The sequence below is a fragment of the Tessaracoccus flavescens genome (assembly GCF_001998865.1).
Classification (GTDB): domain Bacteria; phylum Actinomycetota; class Actinomycetes; order Propionibacteriales; family Propionibacteriaceae; genus Arachnia; species Arachnia flavescens.
In genome coordinates this window covers 1,267,945-1,285,815 of the sequence record NZ_CP019607.1, presented here as the reverse complement: position 1 = coordinate 1,285,815, position 17,871 = coordinate 1,267,945, and the positions used below count along the sequence as shown (strand labels likewise).

At 66.9% G+C, this 17,871-nt stretch carries 13 protein-coding genes and 2 pseudogenes; 10 read left to right on the top strand and 5 right to left on the bottom strand.

Features of this window, described 5'->3' with window-relative positions:
- Positions 1 to 82: 82 nt before the first annotated feature.
- The gene (locus BW733_RS06225) at positions 83 to 631 is read right to left on the bottom strand and encodes a helix-turn-helix domain-containing protein (protein ID WP_161490153.1); all 549 of its coding nucleotides are present in this window, start codon (positions 629 to 631) and stop codon (positions 83 to 85) included.
- 379 nt (positions 632 to 1,010) lie between these two features.
- On the opposite strand from BW733_RS06225, the gene BW733_RS06220 reads away from it, so the two are divergent.
- The 5 genes and pseudogenes from BW733_RS06220 to BW733_RS06195 all read left to right on the top strand — a co-directional run bounded on the left by BW733_RS06220 (position 1,011) and on the right by BW733_RS06195 (position 6,739).
- The gene (locus tag BW733_RS06220; protein WP_077348894.1) at positions 1,011 to 3,410 is read left to right on the top strand and encodes a glycosyltransferase family 4 protein; all 2,400 of its coding nucleotides are present in this window, start codon (positions 1,011 to 1,013) and stop codon (positions 3,408 to 3,410) included.
- A 36-nt stretch (positions 3,411 to 3,446) separates the two neighbouring features.
- Positions 3,447 to 4,404: pseudogene (locus BW733_RS06215) on the top strand (IS3 family transposase); the annotation flags it as partial.
- A 102-nt stretch (positions 4,405 to 4,506) separates the two neighbouring features.
- On the top strand, positions 4,507 to 5,331 hold the full coding sequence (locus tag BW733_RS18870) for a site-specific integrase (protein WP_202970297.1): 825 nt from the start codon (positions 4,507 to 4,509) through the stop codon (positions 5,329 to 5,331).
- A 54-nt stretch (positions 5,332 to 5,385) separates the two neighbouring features.
- Positions 5,386 to 5,595: pseudogene (locus BW733_RS06200) on the top strand (integrase core domain-containing protein); the annotation flags it as partial.
- 49 nt (positions 5,596 to 5,644) lie between these two features.
- Positions 5,645 to 6,739: a glycosyltransferase family 2 protein gene (locus BW733_RS06195; RefSeq protein ID WP_077348890.1), complete on the top strand. Its 1,095-nt coding sequence runs from the start codon at positions 5,645 to 5,647 to the stop codon at positions 6,737 to 6,739.
- Here the strand turns inward: BW733_RS06195 and BW733_RS06190 are convergent.
- The 4 genes from BW733_RS06190 to argG all read right to left on the bottom strand — a co-directional run bounded on the left by BW733_RS06190 (position 6,736) and on the right by argG (position 10,888).
- Positions 6,736 to 7,818, bottom strand: coding sequence for a hypothetical protein (locus BW733_RS06190; RefSeq protein ID WP_077348888.1), 1,083 nt, complete (start codon positions 7,816 to 7,818; stop codon positions 6,736 to 6,738). The two genes, BW733_RS06195 and BW733_RS06190, sit on opposite strands and share 4 nt — an antisense overlap.
- Positions 7,819 to 7,895: 77 nt before the next feature.
- Complete coding sequence (locus BW733_RS06185) at positions 7,896 to 8,858, bottom strand: glycosyltransferase family 4 protein (protein WP_161490152.1); 963 nt, start codon at positions 8,856 to 8,858, stop codon at positions 7,896 to 7,898.
- A 187-nt stretch (positions 8,859 to 9,045) separates the two neighbouring features.
- A complete protein-coding gene (locus BW733_RS18220; protein ID WP_161490151.1) occupies positions 9,046 to 9,429 on the bottom strand; it encodes a hypothetical protein in 384 nt (127 codons plus the stop codon).
- Between the two features lie 28 nt (positions 9,430 to 9,457).
- On the bottom strand, positions 9,458 to 10,888 hold the full coding sequence (argG, locus tag BW733_RS06175; RefSeq protein ID WP_179947141.1) for an argininosuccinate synthase: 1,431 nt from the start codon (positions 10,886 to 10,888) through the stop codon (positions 9,458 to 9,460).
- Between the two features lie 136 nt (positions 10,889 to 11,024).
- On the opposite strand from argG, the gene BW733_RS06170 reads away from it, so the two are divergent.
- From BW733_RS06170 to BW733_RS06150, 5 genes are read left to right on the top strand one after another with little or no spacing between them, the layout of a single operon-like run.
- Positions 11,025 to 13,598: a glycosyltransferase family 4 protein gene (locus BW733_RS06170; protein WP_077348880.1), complete on the top strand. Its 2,574-nt coding sequence runs from the start codon at positions 11,025 to 11,027 to the stop codon at positions 13,596 to 13,598.
- 8 nt (positions 13,599 to 13,606) lie between these two features.
- Positions 13,607 to 14,767, top strand: coding sequence for a glycosyltransferase family 4 protein (locus BW733_RS06165; protein ID WP_202970296.1), 1,161 nt, complete (start codon positions 13,607 to 13,609; stop codon positions 14,765 to 14,767).
- A complete protein-coding gene (locus BW733_RS06160; RefSeq protein ID WP_077348877.1) occupies positions 14,768 to 15,631 on the top strand; it encodes an ABC transporter permease in 864 nt (287 codons plus the stop codon).
- Positions 15,609 to 16,478, top strand: coding sequence for an ABC transporter ATP-binding protein (locus BW733_RS06155; protein ID WP_237268323.1), 870 nt, complete (start codon positions 15,609 to 15,611; stop codon positions 16,476 to 16,478). The genes BW733_RS06160 and BW733_RS06155 overlap by 23 nt, the downstream gene beginning before the upstream one ends.
- Positions 16,479 to 16,489: 11 nt before the next feature.
- A complete protein-coding gene (locus tag BW733_RS06150) occupies positions 16,490 to 17,572 on the top strand; it encodes a glycosyltransferase (protein WP_077348876.1) in 1,083 nt (360 codons plus the stop codon).
- Positions 17,573 to 17,871: the final 299 nt, after the last annotated feature.

Sequence of the window (17,871 nt, the reverse complement as noted above, 5' to 3'; positions counted from 1 at the left end):
AACACTAGTGCCCGGCCCGCTGAAACGGCGAGGCCGCCCCGGGACTCCCCGGGGCGGCCTCGACTCGAAGCGGTGGTTGTGGTCAGGCGGCGACGGCGCGTTGGACCGCGCCTCCCTTGACCTCTTCGGCGACGGCGAGCACGGCCGCGGGCGAGGGGACGGCCTTCTTGCGGGGGCGCACCACGCCGTTCTCCTCCTCGATGCGGCGCAGGTGGCGCTTGACGGTCGAGACGGAGCAGCCGATCTTCGAGGCGATCACGCTGAGCGGCTGGTCGGGGTTGGCGGTGCGCATGCGGTGGATCTCGTAGCGGTCGAACTGACGGCCGGAGTTGACGCCCGCGAAGGTGTCGAAGTCCTCAGGATCGACCTGGACGCCGAGGCGGCCGCGGATCTCCTGGCGCTGGCGCTTGGTGGTGCCCGCGACGTAGCCCGCCACGTCGAACTTGGTGACGGCGTCGCTGAGGCACTGGGCGAGCATCGGGCACTCGGCGCACATCTTCTCGGCCTGGGAGCGGAGCATCTGCTGCTCGCGACGCTCACCACGGCTGCTGGGGGCCGCACCGTCGTCCAGCAGAGGGTGCAGGAAGACGTTCGAGTAGGTCACGCATGCGGTGGTGGCTCCGGTGGTCATCTCTTGCCCTCTTTCCTCGAAGTCCGGTGTGAACTCCGTCCCTAACAAGAGTGGCGGTAAACCTTCGGCTTGTGACCCCAAAATCGTGGGGGGATCTACCCGTCTTTCCTGGGTATCTGCAGTAGCAGCAAATGAGTACCCGCACTCACGGCGGGAGACAACCGATCGAGCGAACGGCTTCCGACAAGGGCTGTCGCCCTGCGTGGCATTCGCCATCCCGGCCGCAGTGAGTACTCAGGTCAACGCCGCCGTGGCTGTGCAGCCCATCATTGCTCACGGGAGGGTCACACGATCTGGGCCCGGCGGGTCCTGTTCGCTATATTGCGATGCGTCGCCAGCGAAGGGAACAGTCGTGGATCGGGCCGCGTTGCGCATTGTCATGACCGTGGACAACGGGGTGGTGGGCGACTCCCGCGTCATCAAGTCAGCACGAAGTGCGCGCGAAGCAGGATATGACGTCCTTGTCATCGGGTACGGAACCAGTCAGCCAGACATTGCAGGTGTTGATGCCCTGCTGGTCCCAGGAAAGCCTGCGCAGAGGGAGTCATCCGTCCTCCGGTGGGCGCTTCGCAACGTCGCCATGGATCCAGGCGACATTCGGGCCTACCGGGCCCGTGCGCGAGAGCAGAGTGCGCTGCGTCGCGTCGTCTCCCGCGCCACGGTCGCTGCCCGGTGGCGCCTGAACCGGTTCGCTGGCTACGGTCCCCGCGAGTTGGACCAGACCTACAGACTCGCTGCCAAGAGCCAGCGCCTCGCCGACCGGTGGGGAGTGTGGGAGCACCTTGATCCGCACGTGGCGGGGCTGAACCGAGGGATCGTCGAGGCCCTTGTCGACGCCGAGCCCGACATCATCCATGTGCACGATTACAGAACGCTGCCCGCCGCAGCCGCGGCCAGAACGGAGCTCGAGCGGCGCGGACGGACCGTGCGCATCGTCTACGACGCGCATGAGTACGTGCCCGGCCTCAACGAGATCGGTGAAAACCGGCTGCGGGCCGCGACGATGATCGAGTCGCGCAACATTGATGTCGCCGACGCGGTGATCAGCGTTTCCGACGCGCTCGCCCTTCGGATGCAGAGGGACCACGGCCTGCCGGAGGTTCCAACCGTTGTGGTCAACGCCCCCGTCGCATCGTCGAGCAGGGCTCCCGGGCGTAACCTCCGGCAACGGCTCGGCCTCGGAGACGATGTTGCGCTGCTCGTCTACTCGGGATCGGTTGGTGGGTCCCGCGCACTCACGCATCTCGTCGACGTGATGGCGATGCTGCCCGAGGTGCATGTCGCGTTGGTGGTGTCGCACCCGACCAGCAACGTGATGGAGGCTTTAAAGGAGAGGGCGACCGAACGCGGGGTGCTCGATCGGTTCCATCTGACCAGGTACGTCCGTCCAGAGCATCTCGTCGAGTTCCTCTCCGGCGCCGACATCGGGCTCGTCCCGCTGCGGCATACGGAAAACGTCCAGGACTCGCTTCCCAGCAAGACCTATGAGTTCCTCGCCGCAGGACTGCCTCAGGTGGTCTCGGATCAGCGGGAACTCGCGGCGTTCGTCAAGGCGACAGGGATCGGAGAGAGCTTCGAGGCAGACAGCGCCGATGACATGGCCCGGGCGGTCGAGGCGGTGCTCGGCGACCTGCAGAGGTATCGGGCGGCCATCACCGAGGAGTTGAAGAGCCACTGGACCTGGGACGCCCAGGCAGTGAAGCTCGTTGCTGTCTACGACCGGTTGGCGACAGGACTCCATAACCCCCCGAAGACCCGAGCAGGCGGGGTGCATGGCGCACATGTTGAAGGAGATCCCGGGCAGGTGAGCAGCTTCCCAACTCCGCCGGTGGGAAGGCCGTCACTTGCTGTCGGGGCGGCTGATCCAGGCTCGCCATCGGCGGACTGGGCCGCCCAACTTGAGAACGCCATGACCTTCGGGCGAGCAGGCGAGCTGGCCATCGCAGACCACGAGATCGGGGACCCGGAGTTCATCGAGGCGCTGCTCAGTCATCTGTGTGGCGGCTTCAGCCACGTCCTGCTCGAGTCCGGCAGGACCGTGACCGGAGCCTCGACACAACCTCTGAGCATCGGCCAACAGGTTGAACGGCTCGAAGAGGCGGGCGTCCTGGTCGGACAGGTCTTCCATGCCGATGACCTCGACGAGCGGAACCCTCCCGAGCGGGTGTACGAGATCGTCGAGACCGCCAAGTGGTTGGGGCTGCCCCGGTTCGTGACCTCGCCGGAGCTTCGGGCGTCGATTCCCGGTTCGATCTGGGTCCCGATGGTCGTCGAGCCCTCATCGGGCACCGACAGGCGGGCGATTCTGAGGGATCGGGTGCCCGTTGTGCTCTTTGCCGGGAGCGCCGGAACCGAATCGGGGTCGACACTGCGCAAACTCGATGAACAGGGCGTGATCGAGTTGCTGCTTGTGGAGGCGGCCACTGCGTCGACGTTGGCGAGACTCAGGCGCCTCGCAGACGTCTTCGTCGACGATCTTGATCGCCAGGGGTACGGACTCGAGGCACTGGAGGCACTTGCGGCAGGCACTCTCGTGATCGGAAGGCTCGGGGATGAGATCAGAGGCGCCATTGACGATGACGTTCCCATCATGGAGACCGTCCCCTGCGACCTTGAGTCGCGCATTCGAGAGGTCGTCGAGGAGCCAGAGCGGGCCAGACAGATCGCCGAAAAGGGGCCGGACTTCGTGAAACGCTGGCATCTCGGCGACGCCACGCGGTCGGTCCTGCAGGCGTTTTTCGGGACTGCCGAGGGTTTGGTTGACTCCAAGACCGCATGATCTCTGGAAGGGGGTTGTGCTGGAAGGATGGCATCCATGCCGAGGATCACCTACACCGACGAGTTCAAGCGTGACGCGGTCGCGCTGGTCGCCTCTGGCATCCCGCAGAAGCAGGTCGCCGAAGACATGGGGATGGCCAAGACCACTCTGCAGGCGTGGGTCCGCGACGCTCGTTTTCAGTCCCAGGGGATGACTCCGACCACCGATCCGGAGCAGCGCAGGGACATGTCGCAGGCGTTGCGGAGGATCCGCGAGTTGGAGATGGAGAACGAGGTGCTGCGGCGAGCGGCGGCGTATCTGTCGCAGGCTCACATCACGCCCCCAAAATGGTCTACCCGCTCGTGAAGGAGATGGCCGCCCCGGGTGCCCGGGTCAGGGTGCCGGTGGCGGTCGCGTGCCGGGTCTTGGGATTCTCCAAACAGGGCTACTACAAGTGGCTCAAGCAGCCGGTCTCGGCTCGCGCGGCCGAAGAGCGTGAGCTGATCGCCGTGCTACGCGAGCTCCACGAAGACGATCCAGAAGGCGGCTACCGCGTCCTGGCCGACGACATCGCCGAGCTGGGCTACCAGCTGTCGGAGCGCAGAGTGTGGCGGCTGTGCCGGATCGCAGGCATCCAATCGGTGTTCACCACGCGCAAGACCCGCTACAAGAAGGCCGGCGCACCTGTCCACGATGACCTGGTCAACAGGAAGTTCAGCGCCGACGGCCCCAACGAGCTGTGGTTGACCGATATCACCGAGCACCGCACCCGCGAGGGCAAGGTCTATCTGTGTGCGATCAAGGACGTGTTCTCCAACCGGATCGTGGGCTACTCGATCGACTCCAGGATGAAGGCCCGGATCGCCGTCAACGCGCTCGAGATGGCAGTGGCTCACCGAGGCCGGCCCACCGGGGTGGTCGTCCATTCCGACCGCGGGTCCCAATTCCGGTCGCGCCGCTTCCTGAGGGCCTTGAAACGACACCGCCGACCGGCTCCATGGGCCGCGTGGGGGCATGCCTGTTAACCGGCTAATCGGGGCGTTGGGGGTAGTCAAGGGCGCGGTGATGCGGTCAGGCATGCTGGATTTGGTGAGCGGTTTGGCGTAGGCATGGGGGTATGGACAACGATGATGTTCTCCTCCTTGAACGCGACGCTCAGTCGTGGCGACTCAGGTGTGACAGCAACCCCGAGTTGGTGTCGCAGGCCAACGCCTATCTGGGGTACCTCGCGGACCGGAACTACTCGCCACGAACGGTTCGCACCTACGGCTACGGCCTGCTGGCCTTCCACCGATGGCTCCATCACGTTGGGTTGAGTGTTGGCGACGTCGTCACCGACGACGTGCTGGGCTTCCTGAGCGCGTGTCGACAAGAAACGATCCCGGGCCGACCAGGGCCCAACGTGGTCGACCTGGCGGGCCGACCCACAGACCGGCTCGCACCAGCGTCGGTGAACCTGCGGCTGGCCGCCGTCGCCGGGATGTTCGAGTTCTTGTCGATGCGGGACCCGGGAATGCGTTCCCCGATCCCCAAGGGCAAGCCCTCGTCCTGGTTCGCGACCGGGGAGCGCACCGGCATGCTGGTCCATACCCGCCGACGACCGGCACCACGATCCCGGCTACGGCTGCGCACTGACACCGTCGAGCCCGCCACGACTTGGTTGACTGGGCCGACGATCAAGACCGCCCTGGCGGGCGGGCACTGCCTCCGCGCCCCCGCGCAACAGGCCTGCACCTACGCCAACATCTGCGAACACTGCCCCAGCTTCCACACCACGATCCAAGACATCCCCATCCTGACCCGGCAACGCGACACCGCCGCGGTCTTGGCCGACGACGCACAACACCGCGGATGGGACAGCGAAACTGAGCGCCACCTCAAACTCATCACCCGGCTCAACACCCTCATCGACACCGCCACGACACGCCCGAACGCCGGATGAAACCAGACACCTCCATCACCGCAAAATCAGCACAGATTAGCCGGTTAATACGCTGACAACGCGGCAATGGAGTCGTTCTTCGCGCTCCTGCAGAAGAACGTCCTCGACCGTCGAACCTGGGCCTCACGAGACGAGTTGCGGTTGGCCATCGTGTCCTGGATCGAGGGGAAGTACCACCGCAAACGCCGCCAACGCCGACTCGGGAAACTCACCCCACTCGAGTTCGAACTCACCATGAAACCAACCGCTACACTGGCGGCATAAACCCGGAGGTTAACCAAACCTTCAGCGGACCCTTTCTGGAGGCACGACCATGACTGAGGTGACTGTCGTCATTCCGACCCGGAACCGCTCGGCCCTCCTCGACACGACGCTGCGCTCCGTCCAGTCAGCAGCCTCTGAAGCCGTCCGAGGGACAAGGCACGGGGTCCGGATCGTCGTTGTCGACGATGCCCCCGACAATGAGGACACCCGGGATCTCGCGCGCCAACTCGGCGTGGACTACCTACGCGTCGTCGAGCATGATGGCCGACTCGATCCAGGGGCTGCCATCAAGCTCGGCTTCTCACGGATCGACACCGAGTTCCAGACGCTCTTCGGCGACGACGACATCACGCTTCCCCGGCATTTCCGCAGTGCCCTCGATCTGATCGGCGAAGGGGCAGACGTCGTGTCCAACTCCTTCCACATCACGGACTCCGAGCTGAACGTCACAAGCACCGTGATCCTGAAGCCGACAGGCATCAGGGACATCATCGCCGGCCACACGCGGCTCAATGACGGTTCTTTCCTCCGGTCCAGCCTCATCCAGGGTGTCGAGTTGGATGTGGCCCTTGAAGCCCACATGCTGCCGCCCATGTGGGCCCACGTGATGCTCAGCGACGCACGGTTCGCGATTGTTGAAGAGCCGACGTGGCTGTACCGCCGCCATGACACGAACATCTCCAAGGCTGCCTACTCGGAACGGGACCGGGAGCTGCGGACCCGATCCAATGCGGCCATCCGCACTCTCGTACTCGAGCGGCTCGGGCACCTGCCCGGAGACCCACCTCCGTATGTCGCTCCGAAGCCGGCGCCGCCCACGGAGGCTGCTCCGTCGGTTGCCGCGGAGACTGCTCCGTCGGTTGCCGCGGAGACTGCTCCGGCGCAGCGGCAGGACTCTGAGCTGGGGGCGGCCGGTCCCGAGACGTCCGTGACACCGGACGAGGGCTCGCCCGACCGCTCACCCGCTGGCCACGAGCCCGCACCCGCGCGACCGCATACCGAAGGGGAGCCGCACACGCAGGATCCAGCCAGGGAGGCGGGACATCCCGAAGTCGCGCGTGGACTCCGATATCGGCTGCTGAACAAGGCAGCGAGGATCCTGCGCAGGGGCAGCGACGCGGCGATCCGGCTGTCGCGGCGTTAGCCGAAGAAGGTGTGCGCCGCCAGCCCGGTGACGCGTGACTCCATCCAGCCGCCCAGATCCGCATGATCTGGCACTTCCACACGCTGGTCAGGACTGCTGCGGACCACGGCCTCTGCCGCCGGACGATCACGAACCACGATCAGGTCGGCATTGAAGTTCCACCCCTTCGCGACGTCGCGGGCATCTTCTGACACTGCGGGATCGACGACCTCAGGAAGTGGGCTCTCGTAATCGAGGACGACCCTCGCATACCACTTGCGGTGGGCGTAGCTCGCGATGTCGAAGTACCCGCACGGGGGGCCGACGATGATTACCACGTCGTACTCATCGCGTCTCCGGTCGAAGTAGCGCTCGAAGGCCCAGCCCCACATGCCTCCCACCGTCTCGCGGATCTGGAATGGCCGACTCTGCTCGAACCTGACGAACTGGTCCAGCGAGGCCGAAAGGGGCGCTTCGCTCGTGACGAGGTTCGCCTGCCCCAGATCTGGGATCCTGTGGATGCGCCCCTCGGTAGAAGAACGCTTTCGGCCCGGCAGGGCGAGGTCTGTGTCCAGCCCCCTTGCGGAGAGTTCCCGTGCCCATTGAAAGGTGCGTGAACTCTCCGGGTCGTCGGTGGTCGGGTAGCCCACGACGAGCACTCGTGTGTGGTCACGCTGAATGGTTCCTGCCTGCTCCGGCTCCCTCATGTCCGCAGTTGACTGCACGAGTACCAGCGGCTCGTCCTCCAGTTCCGGCTCAAGACCGGTCCCAGCCAGAGACAGGAAACCGACGGCCGAACCGTGCAGGGCATACGCCTGCGCACTTTGTGACAGTGGGTGGGTGACGATCGCGCCGATCGGCCAGTTCCGCGTCGCCGACGCCCACAGGGCGAGGTCGGTCAGATAGTCGTCCGCCTGAACCACGAGGAGGGGATTGTGAACGAAGCGAGTGAGCCAGTTCAGCACGTAGCGCCAGACGGGCAACGACTCCGGGTCGAGTGAGCCATGGAAGATCGACATCGTGGGCTGGGGTATGCCACAGGGAGTGCCGCAGCCGCTGAGCATCAGGACCTGTGGGTTGGCCGGGTGGCGCGTGACCACCCGCCAACCGCGTCGCAGAGCCTCGCTTCTGATCTCCTGGTCCTCGGAGACGACGACAGGTGTGTGCAGTCTTGCCGTCATGAGAGGCTCCCGATGAGGTCGAGTTCACGGCCGATGGTTGCGGCCAGACCGCACTGCTCGGCGACCCGTTCTGCGGCGTTGCGTGAGTAGGAGGGCATCAGATCCGGATTGTGGAAGAGGTGTCGGATCGCATTGGCGAAGGCACGTGGGTCGTCCGGGCGAGGCAGGAGACTGCAGGTCTCGTCGGTGTACTCCGGGATCGCGGCGACGGGGTTGGTGATGGTGACCATGCCGCTGGCCATGGCCTCACCGAGCACGACCCCCTGAGTGTCGTACCGGGTGGGGCAGAGCATCACGCCGTTGTCGTGGTGGAGTGCCATCATCTCCGGAATCGTCGAGTAACGGTTCTGAAGTACGACGTTGGGCAGCTCCCGCAGGGGAGCCACCACGGAGTCGAACAGCCGTCCAAAGCCGCGGATCGTCACCCTCAGTTCCCTGAACCAGGGTTCACGGCCAAGCTGGCGCAGTGCCTCAACAGCGATGTCGTTGCCGTAGTTGCGTTGAGAGAAGCTGCGCAGAAGGAGAATGTCCCGGGCGTCATCCGCGGTGCGCACCCGTGGGGCGAAGATCGTGTTGTCGATGTGGTTGGGGATGATGTGCGAGTTTGTCGCCTCGGCTCCGACATCGAACTCGCTCATCGTCTTCTGGAACTGCGAGACGAAGACCACTGCTATGTCCGGTGACTCGAACATCGGCCGGGCGGTCTCGAACCTGCGCGCATTCAAGCCGTCGAGACTCCTGCCATGGGCCACCAGATCGGCCCGGGAGTAGTTCGTCGACAGACGACGGTAATCGCGGACCTCGTAGCCGTGATACCAGACGGCGATCGGTTGCCTGCCTGCCTCGGCTGCCAGCGCGGCCGACAGTTGCGGGGTCGGGGAGTGAACGAGAACCGGGATCGAAAGCCGACGCAGATCCCCGAGCACCTGCTGCATCTCATCGTGATGAACCTCGACCACAGGCGTACCTCGATCGAGATACGACGCCCCGCCCGAGCCGCATGGCACGAGGACGATGCCGCTGAGCCCGGCGTCTTCGTACGCGCGGACACGGGACCGGACGAACTCACCTCCCGGGCGGAGCTTCGTCGGGTAGTTCGCTGTCACCAGTGCGAAGTCACGGCCCGACAGCAGCCCCTGTAGCCCTTCAGGCATTGGGCCGGGTTCGCCTTGGCGCCAGACCGAGCCGCCGGAGCGCCCGCTTCGCAACGGTGGACGCGCGTCGAGCGCTGCGTGGCGGTGCCTGGGGCGCCGGCGGCGCATTGAGCTCTCTGACCGCGGCGTTAGCCGCCGCGAGTTCCTCCCGCAGCCCCGTGAGGGCTGCCTCATGATCGGCGTGGAGCTGGATCAGCTCCGCTTCACGTTCGGCGAGGCGCTTCGCCATCTCACGGGCATCGTTGCGGGCGACCGTCAGTTCGGTCAGGAGTGCAGAATACTCGTCGCGGGTCTGTTCCAACTCGGAAATCGCGGCTTTACGGATTCGTTCATTGGCCTGAACCTGGCTGCGTAGATCCTGCTCAGTGGGGTTCACGGGCCCACGGTAGCACCGGCCTGACCGGTCAGTCCGTGCCCGTCTCCATGGCCGAGCGCTCCACCGCCGAGTCCACATCGGACGGGCCGACAGCGCCGAGCTCGGCGATCGCTGCCGCGCCGCCCGACTCGAGCCGGCCGATGAGGTCCTGGTGGCCCGCGAGCAGCGAGCCCTGCGAGGCGTAGAGCTCGAGCTTCTCGCGCGAGTCGGCGATGTCGAGGTTGCGCATGGTGAGCTGGCCGATGCGGTCGGTCGGGCCGAAGGCGGCGTCCTCGACGCGCTCCATCGAGAGCTTGTGGGGCTGGTAGCTGAGGTGCGGGCCGCGGGTGTCGAGGATGGTGTAGTCGTCCCCGCGGCGCAGGCGGATGTCGACCTCGCCGGTGACGGCGGAGGCGACCCAGCGCTGGATGGATTCGCGCAGCATGAGCGACTGCGGGTCGAGCCAGCGGCCCTCGTAGAGCAGGCGGCCGAGGCGCAGGCCCTCGTTGCGGTAGTTGGCGAGGGTGTCCTCGTTGTGGATGGCCGAGAGAAGCCGCTCGTAGGCGATCCACAGCAGGGCCATGCCCGGGGCCTCGTAGATGCCCCGGGACTTCGCCTCGATGATGCGGTTCTCGATCTGGTCGCTCATGCCGAGGCCGTGGCGCCCGCCGATGGCGTTGGACTCCATGACGAGCGCGACGGCGTCATCGAAGCGGACGCCGTTGATCGCGACGGGGCGGCCGAGCTCGAACCGGATCGAGACGTCCTCGGTGTCGATCGCAACGCTCGGGTCCCAGTACTTCACGCCCATGATCGGCTCGACTGTCTCGAGCGAGACGTTCAGGTCCTCAAGGGTCTTCGCCTCGTGGGTGGCGCCCCAGATGTTGGCGTCGGTGGAGTACGCCTTCTCCTTTGAGTCGCGGTAGGGCAGCTCACGCTCGGTGAGCCACTGGCTCATCTCGTCGCGACCGCCGAGCTCGCGGACGAACTTCTCGTCGAGCCAGGGCTTGTAGATGCGCAGCTGCGGGTTGGCCATCAGGCCGTAGCGGTAGAACCGCTCGATGTCGTTGCCCTTGTAGGTTGACCCGTCGCCCCAGATGTAGACCTCGTCCTCCGCCATGGCGCGCACCAGCATGGTGCCGGTGACGGCGCGCCCGATCGGCGTGGTGTTGAAGTACGCCTTGCCTGCGGAGCGAATGTGGAACGCGCCACAGGCGAGGGCCGAGAGGCCCTCCTCGACGAGTTGGGCGCGGCAGTCGACGAGCCGGCTCAGCTCGGCGCCGTACTGCAGTGCGCGGCCGGGAACCGACGCGATGTCCGGCTCGTCGTACTGGCCGATGTCGGCCGTGTAGGTGCAGGGCACCGCGCCCGCTTCACGCATCCAGGCGACCGCAACCGAGGTGTCGAGGCCACCGGAGAAGGCGATGCCGACGCGCTCGCCGACGGGGAGGGAGGTCAGAACTTTAGCCACGGGCCCCACTTTAGGGGGTCTCACCCCGATAGAGGCCTTGGGGTGCGGCGCTGGACGCGAAGCCCCGTCGCGAGGCTGGGGGACGTGATCGACGACTGACTAGACTGCATCAGGCCTTGATGGTGCCGACCGAGGAGGACAGATCATGCGGCAACCGCATGCGGTGATAGCGCTACCGAACAACATCGAGATCGACGCCCGCGCCCAGCGCAACGGGCTCGCCCTCGTCGCGGCCGGATACCGCGTCACCATGGTCGGCTTCGGCACCGGCATCCCCAACGAGGGTGTCATCGCAGGCATGCCCTACCGACTCACCCAGGCCAAGCCGGTCGGGGGCCGTCCCGCGCCGACCGGGCCGAAGCCACCGTCGATCCTGTACCGACTCGTCCGCAAGGCCTTCCACCTGACGCTGCGACGCCGCCCACCGCAGAAGGTCGCCAAGGCCATCGCGCGGGTTGAGGAGACGGCCGGCGCCGTCGTGAAGCAGGCGGACAAGCGGGTAGTGCGGCCCGCGAAGGGCCTGATCGGCAAGGGGGTCGAGCGGATCCGCCGCGGCGGGCGCCAGGTCGAGGCACCCGCTGAGGATCCCAACGCCCCGTTCGACTGGCGCAAGGCTCTTCCGCACGTGCCCGTGATGGTCGACGCCATGCGCGACGTCATCATCGGGCTCGACCCCGACCTGATCGTCACCGACGTCCACCTGCTTCCGCTCGGAGTCGAGGTCGCCGAGGCGCAGGCCGCGAAGGGCCGCAGGATGGGCCTGCTCTACGACGCGCGCGAGTACGTCTACGGACTGGCCAGCGACGACCCGAACATCACCCGAGGCTTCCCGGCGCTCGAGACCGAGTACATGCCGAAGGTCGATGCGACCTTCACCGTCTGCGAACCCATCGCCGACTTCCTTGCCCGCCAGTACGACCTTCCCGTGGTGCCGGAACTGGTGCCAAACGCCCCGATCGCGACGCTGCCGGAGGTCGGAAGGCCGATCACCATCCGTGACTTCGTCGAACTGCCCGATGACGCCCCGCTGCTCGTCTACGCGGGCGGGCTCAGCTACCACCGCGGCGTGCACGACGTGATCGCGGCGCTGCCCCAACTGCCCGGGGTGCACCTTGCCATCGGAGCGCGACGCGGTAGCTCCTACACCGACGAGCTGGAGCAGCTCGCGAAGCAGAAGAACGTCACCGCGCGCGTCCACTTCGTCCCGTTCGCGCCGACCCACGAGGTCGCCGAGTACCTCTCGTCCGCGACCGCCGCGATCATCCCGTTCCTGCCGGTCGGCAACCACAACTGGGCCGCCCCGAACAAGTACTTCGAGGCCGTCCAGGCTGGGCTGCCCATCCTGACCTCCGACATGGAATGGCTCAGCGAGCGGATCAACCGCTACGGCATCGGGGAGGTGTTCGAACACTCCAACCCTGCCTCGGTGGTCGCCGCCACGAAGAAGCTCCTCGGCAACCTCGACCACTACCGGGCAAACCTGACCCCCGGGGTGGTCGAGGAACACACCTTCGAGCACTACGAGCCGGTCGTGGTGCGGGTGGCCAACTCGATCGTCGAACCGGCGCTGCTCGAGGGGCTGCGGCCGAGCCCCCTGACGGAGAACCTCGGGGCCATCCGGGCCGACATGATGCGCCAGCGCGTCCCGCTGGCCGACGCCGAGCTCTTCGGTGAGCGGCCATGGCTGCGGATCGGCTGCGCAAACACCGGCGGTCTTCCGCTGCTATGGGCCGATGCGCTGATGCGCGAGCATCCCGAGGTGATCGTCGAGTCGGTCTGGCGCCACCGCGAGCAGAACCTCACCTTCCCCGTCGACGAGACGGTCCTCTACCAGGAATGGGTCTCACCCGCCTGGCAGAAGAAGCTGGCCGCGAAGCTGCGCAACCGGGTCACCCACGTGCTGACCGAGTCCGGGCGCAGCGTGGTCGGCGCCAAGTACGGCGCCTACTTCCACGAGGAACTCGACTTCTTCACCGAGACGGGGATCAGGCTCGGCCTCGTCTTCCACGGCTCCGACATCCGCAACCCGAAGGTGCATGCCTCCCTTGAGAAGGACTCACCCTTCGCCGACCCGCACGAAGAACTGACGGCCGTGCTGCAGAAGCAGGTCGATGAGCTCACCCCCCACGTGCTCGACTTCGACGGCCCGGTCTTCGTGACCACCAACGACCTGCTCGACTACCTGCCCCACGCCACCTGGCTTCCGGTCGTGATCGACACCAACCTCTGGGCGAGCGAGACGGTTCCGCTGCAGCATGAGGGCCCACCCGTGGTGTTCCACGTCCCCTCCCGGCGCTCGATGAAGGGCTCCGAGGACATCGACGCCGTCTGCAGACAGCTCGCAGATGAGGGACTCATCACCTACCTCGCCGGCTTCGAACTGTCGCGGGATGAGATGCTTCGGGACATGCTGAGTGCAGACATCGTGATCGACCAGATCCGGATCGGCGACTACGGCCTCACCGCCGTCGAGGGCATGTCCGCGGGCCGGGTGGTGATCGGGCACGTCGCCGATCGGGTTCGCCAGCGCATCGACGGCGAGGTGCCGATCGTCGAGGCCGACGCACAGTCGCTTCGTCAGGTCATCCTGGGGCTGGTGGCCGACCCGATCCGCTGCGCCGAACTCTCCCGCGCAGGCCGCAGCTACGCCCGTCGCTGGCACGACGGACATCACGCGGCCGAGGTGCTCTCCGACTTCATGGGCCTCGCGCGTCGATGAAGGTGCTGATGCTGGTGGCCACCTCGGTCGCCACCGACACGAGGGTGCTGCGGGAGGCGACCACCCTCGTCGACTACGGGCACACCGTCCACATCATCGGACGCTCGGTGCCCGAGGACTTCGAGCCTCCGGCAGGCGTCACCGTCTCCAGCGTCGGCACGTCATCGGTGTTCCGGTCCGAGGGCAGGCCGTCGCTCGCGGGCAGGAAGCTGCCCGCACCCGTCCGGCTCGCCCGTTGGGCGCTGCTCCCGCAACATCGGCGTTCCGCGTTCGGCCGTTGGGCCGCCGGGGCGGTCGAGGATGCAGAGGGGCGGGAGTTCGACGTGGTGCACGCGCACGACTTCACCGCCCTCGCTGCGGGCGAGGAACTCGCCCGCAGCCGCGACGTTCCCCTGATCTACGACTCGCACGAGCTGTGGACGGGGCTGCCGCGCGAACACCGTCCGACTCCGCTCGCCGACCGCCGCGAGAAGCGCGAAGAGGCGGAGCTCGGTGGGCGGGCCGCCGCGGTGCTCACGGTCGGTCAGGGGGTCGCGGACGCGCTGCGCGACGTGCACGGCTGGAACCACGTCCACGTGGTGCGCAACACCTTCCCCCTCGTCGAGGAGCGGCCGGCACTGCCGGAGCGGCCCCGCGGACTGGTCTACGCCGGTCGGCTCGCCGCGTACCGTGAACTGGAGACGATCGCCGCCGCGAGCCGCCAGATCGACCTGCCGATCACGCTCTGCGGTCCCGCCGATCAGACCTGGTTGTCGTCCTTCGACCCGGGAAGGGCGGAGGTGCTCGGGGCCCTTCCGCTTGATGAGGCGTCGGCGCTCATGGTCGAGGCTGGGCTGTGTCTGGTCACCCACTCCGACCGCTGGGTCAACCACCGGCTCGCGCTGCCGAACAAGCTGTTCCACGCGGTGAGCCTCGGCCTTCCCGTGGTCGCGACCGACGTCGGGGAACTCGGCAAGACGGTGCGCGAGTACGGGCTGGGGACGCTCTACACGCCGGGCGATCCGCAGTCCCTGGTGGCCGCGGTGCGCCGTGCCGTTGAGGGTTTCCCGGAGCTGAAGTGTAATCTCGATGCGGCACGGGCAGCGCTGAGTTGGCCTGCCGACGCCGCCCGGCTGCGGGCGGTCTACGTTGGGCTGAGCGCCCGGACGGACGCTCGGGGAGAAGGTTAAGTGGCCAAGGATGCTGTGAAGTCCTCGGTGCGGGTCTACACCCCGCACAAGGCGGGGCTGCCGAATCTGCGGGAGTACTTCGGCGAGTTGTGGCGGCGCCGCGACTTCGCGAAGGAACTCAGCGAGACCAACATGCGCGCGGGCAACACCAACACGGTGCTCGGACAGGCCTGGCTGGTGCTCAACCCGCTGCTGCTGGCGGGTGTCTACTTCCTGCTGGTCGTCGTGTTGTCGGGCAAGCACCCTGCAGACGTGGACTTCCCCCAGATCGCAAGTGGACTGTTCCTGTTCTTCCTCGTCTCCGGGATCATCCAGGCCTGCGCCACCTCGGTGACCACGGCGGGCAGCCTGATCCTCAACATGAACTTCCCGCGGATGCTGCTGATCCTGTCGCACACGTATCTCGCGTTCCGCCGGTTCATCCCCACGATGATCGTCTACTTCTTCATCCATCTGATCTGGCCCGGAAGCGTCTGGTCGTTGCAGATGCTGTGGATGCCGCTGGTGGTGCTCCTCGCTCTGCTGATCGGGATGGGGATCGGCTGCTTCGTCGCGACGTGGCAGGTCTACTTCCGCGACACCGCCCAGTTCCTGCCCTATGTGATCCGGATCTGGCTCTATTCCTCCCCGGTGCTGTACACGGGCGAGTACTTCCTGAACTCCAGCGCGATCGGTAAATTCACCGGTGAGTGGATCCTGCTGAACCCGGTGTTCGGAATGCTGGGGGTGTGGGGAGATGCACTGCACGGCCAGTGGCCGAACATGACCTACCTGCTCGTGGCGGTCGCGTGGGCGCTGGTGCTGAGCATTGGAGGCACTTTGTACTTCGTCTCGAGGGAGCGTGATTTCGCTGTCCGCCTCTGAATCCCAGTTCCTGGAGCGCGACCCCGGCGCCGCCGAGCCCGAGGCCGACGAGTCGGTCTCGGCGGACAAGCGGCTACTCGACCCCGCGATCTCCATCTACGACCTGCACATCACCTACAAGGTCAACCTCGAGCGCAAGGCCTCGCTGAAGAACGCCCTGGTCAAGGGGCTTCGCCGCGAGAAGCAGAATTACCGCGAGGTGCGCGCCATCCGCGGCGTCTCCTTCGACGTGCCCAAGGGGCAGTGCACCGGCATCATCGGGGCAAACGGCGCGGGCAAGTCGACGCTGATGCGCGCCGTCGCGGGCATCCTGCCTCCCACCTCCGGCAGCATCACGATCGACGGGAAGGTCTCGACGCTGCTCGCGCTGGGCGTCGGCTTCAACTCGGCCCTCACCGGCCGCGAGAACGTCATGCTCGGCGGCCTCGCCGCAGGCCTGACCCGCGCGGAGGTCAACGAGAAGTTCGACGAGATCGCCGACTTCTCCGATCTCGGCGACTTCATCGACATGCCGATGCGCACCTACTCCTCCGGCATGTTCTCCCGCCTCGCCTTCGCGGTGGCGGTGCACATGAACCCGGACATCCTGATCATCGACGAGGCGCTCTCGGCGGGCGACGCGAAGTTCAAGGACCGGGCCAACGCCAAGATGGCCGAGCTCATGGATCACGCGGGCACGATGCTGCTGGTCTCCCACGCGCTCGGGACCATCCAGAACCTCTCCGACGAGGTGATCTGGCTGCACAAGGGACGCCTGATCAAGCGAGGCGACCCCAAGCTGGTCTGCGACGCCTACCTTGAGTTCCTCAAGGTCGGCGACGAGTCCATCGTGATGGAGGACGTCTGAGCCGCGGGATCGTGGTCGGGATCGTCACCACCGGCCACGATGTCGCAGACGCCCGGCTCCACCGGACAGTCGCCGCGCTGCGGCGCGCCGGGGCCGAGGTCTGGGTACACGGGCTCGGCGATCCCGCGAAGGGACCCGTCGACGCGAAGGTCACGACCTCCCCGCGCACGGGAAGGTTCAAGCGCTACCTCCGCTCGCTCACCTGGCCCTGGAAGGGGCGCGCAGACATCCTGCTCACCATCGACCCGGACACCGCGCCCGCCGCGCGCCTCGCGACGCGCCTGCGGGGCGGACGCTGGGTGGCCGACGTCCACGAGGACTACCGCGAGCTCGTGCGCGACCGCAGCTGGGTCCGCCCGGCGATGCTCGCCTTCGTGCGGTCCTTCGTCTCCTTCCTGAACCGCGTGATCGCGCGGGCCGACCTCGTGCTCGTCGCAGACGAACACGTCCCGCCGCGCGACGCGAAGAACCGGTTCGTCATGCGCAACGAGCCAGACGTCACCGTGCTGCCGCCGATGCCAGCCGAGGCGCCGGGCACGGAGGCACCGAGGGCGCTGTACATCGGCGACAACCGCACGAGCCGCGGGCTTCGCGTCATGATCGAGGCGGTCGCCGCGACCGCCGACGACGAGGTGCCATGGCATCTCGATCTGGTGGGCCCGGTTGCCACAGGCGACCGGGACTGGTTCGATGCGCGCCTTCGTGAACCAGACGCCCGGCTGATCACCTTCCACGACCGTCAGCCGCCCCGTGACGCCTGGCGGTTGGCCTCCCACGCTTCGGTTGGCATGTGCCTGCTCGCAGACACGGCCGCCTTCCGTGAGGCCATGCCGTCGAAGGTCTACGAGTACCTGGCGATGGGTCTGCCGACGATCGCCACTGCCTTGCCGAGGGTGCGGCGGCTGCTGGAGGACGAGGAAGCGGGCGTCATCGTGGAGGACGCGGACGCGACCACCGCGGCGCTACGCCGTTTCATCGGCGACGACCAGTTCCGATGGCACCTGATCACGGGTGCCCGGGTGGCGGGGGAGCGGCTGCGCTACCGCCCCAGCCCCTATGACGAGGCCGCGAGGCGGATCGTCGAGCTCGCCTAGCGCCTCGGTATGCCTGGGCCAGGAGGCCTCGCAACCGATCAGCCAGTGCAGGCCGAACCGGTCCACCGCCTGGCCGTCAGAGGCGCCCCACGGCTTGGGGCCGAGTGGATCGACTACCCGGCCGCCGTCCGCGAGCCGCTCGAACCACGTGTGGAGGGTCTCCGGCTGGGCGGTGCCCAGCAGGGCGAGCATCAGGCCCTCGACCCGGACGCTCGGCTGGTCGCCGACGGCATCGGAGCCGGCGGGGGACACGGCACCGGAGAGGTCACCGTGTGCGATGGCCTCTGCGGGGCCGTCTG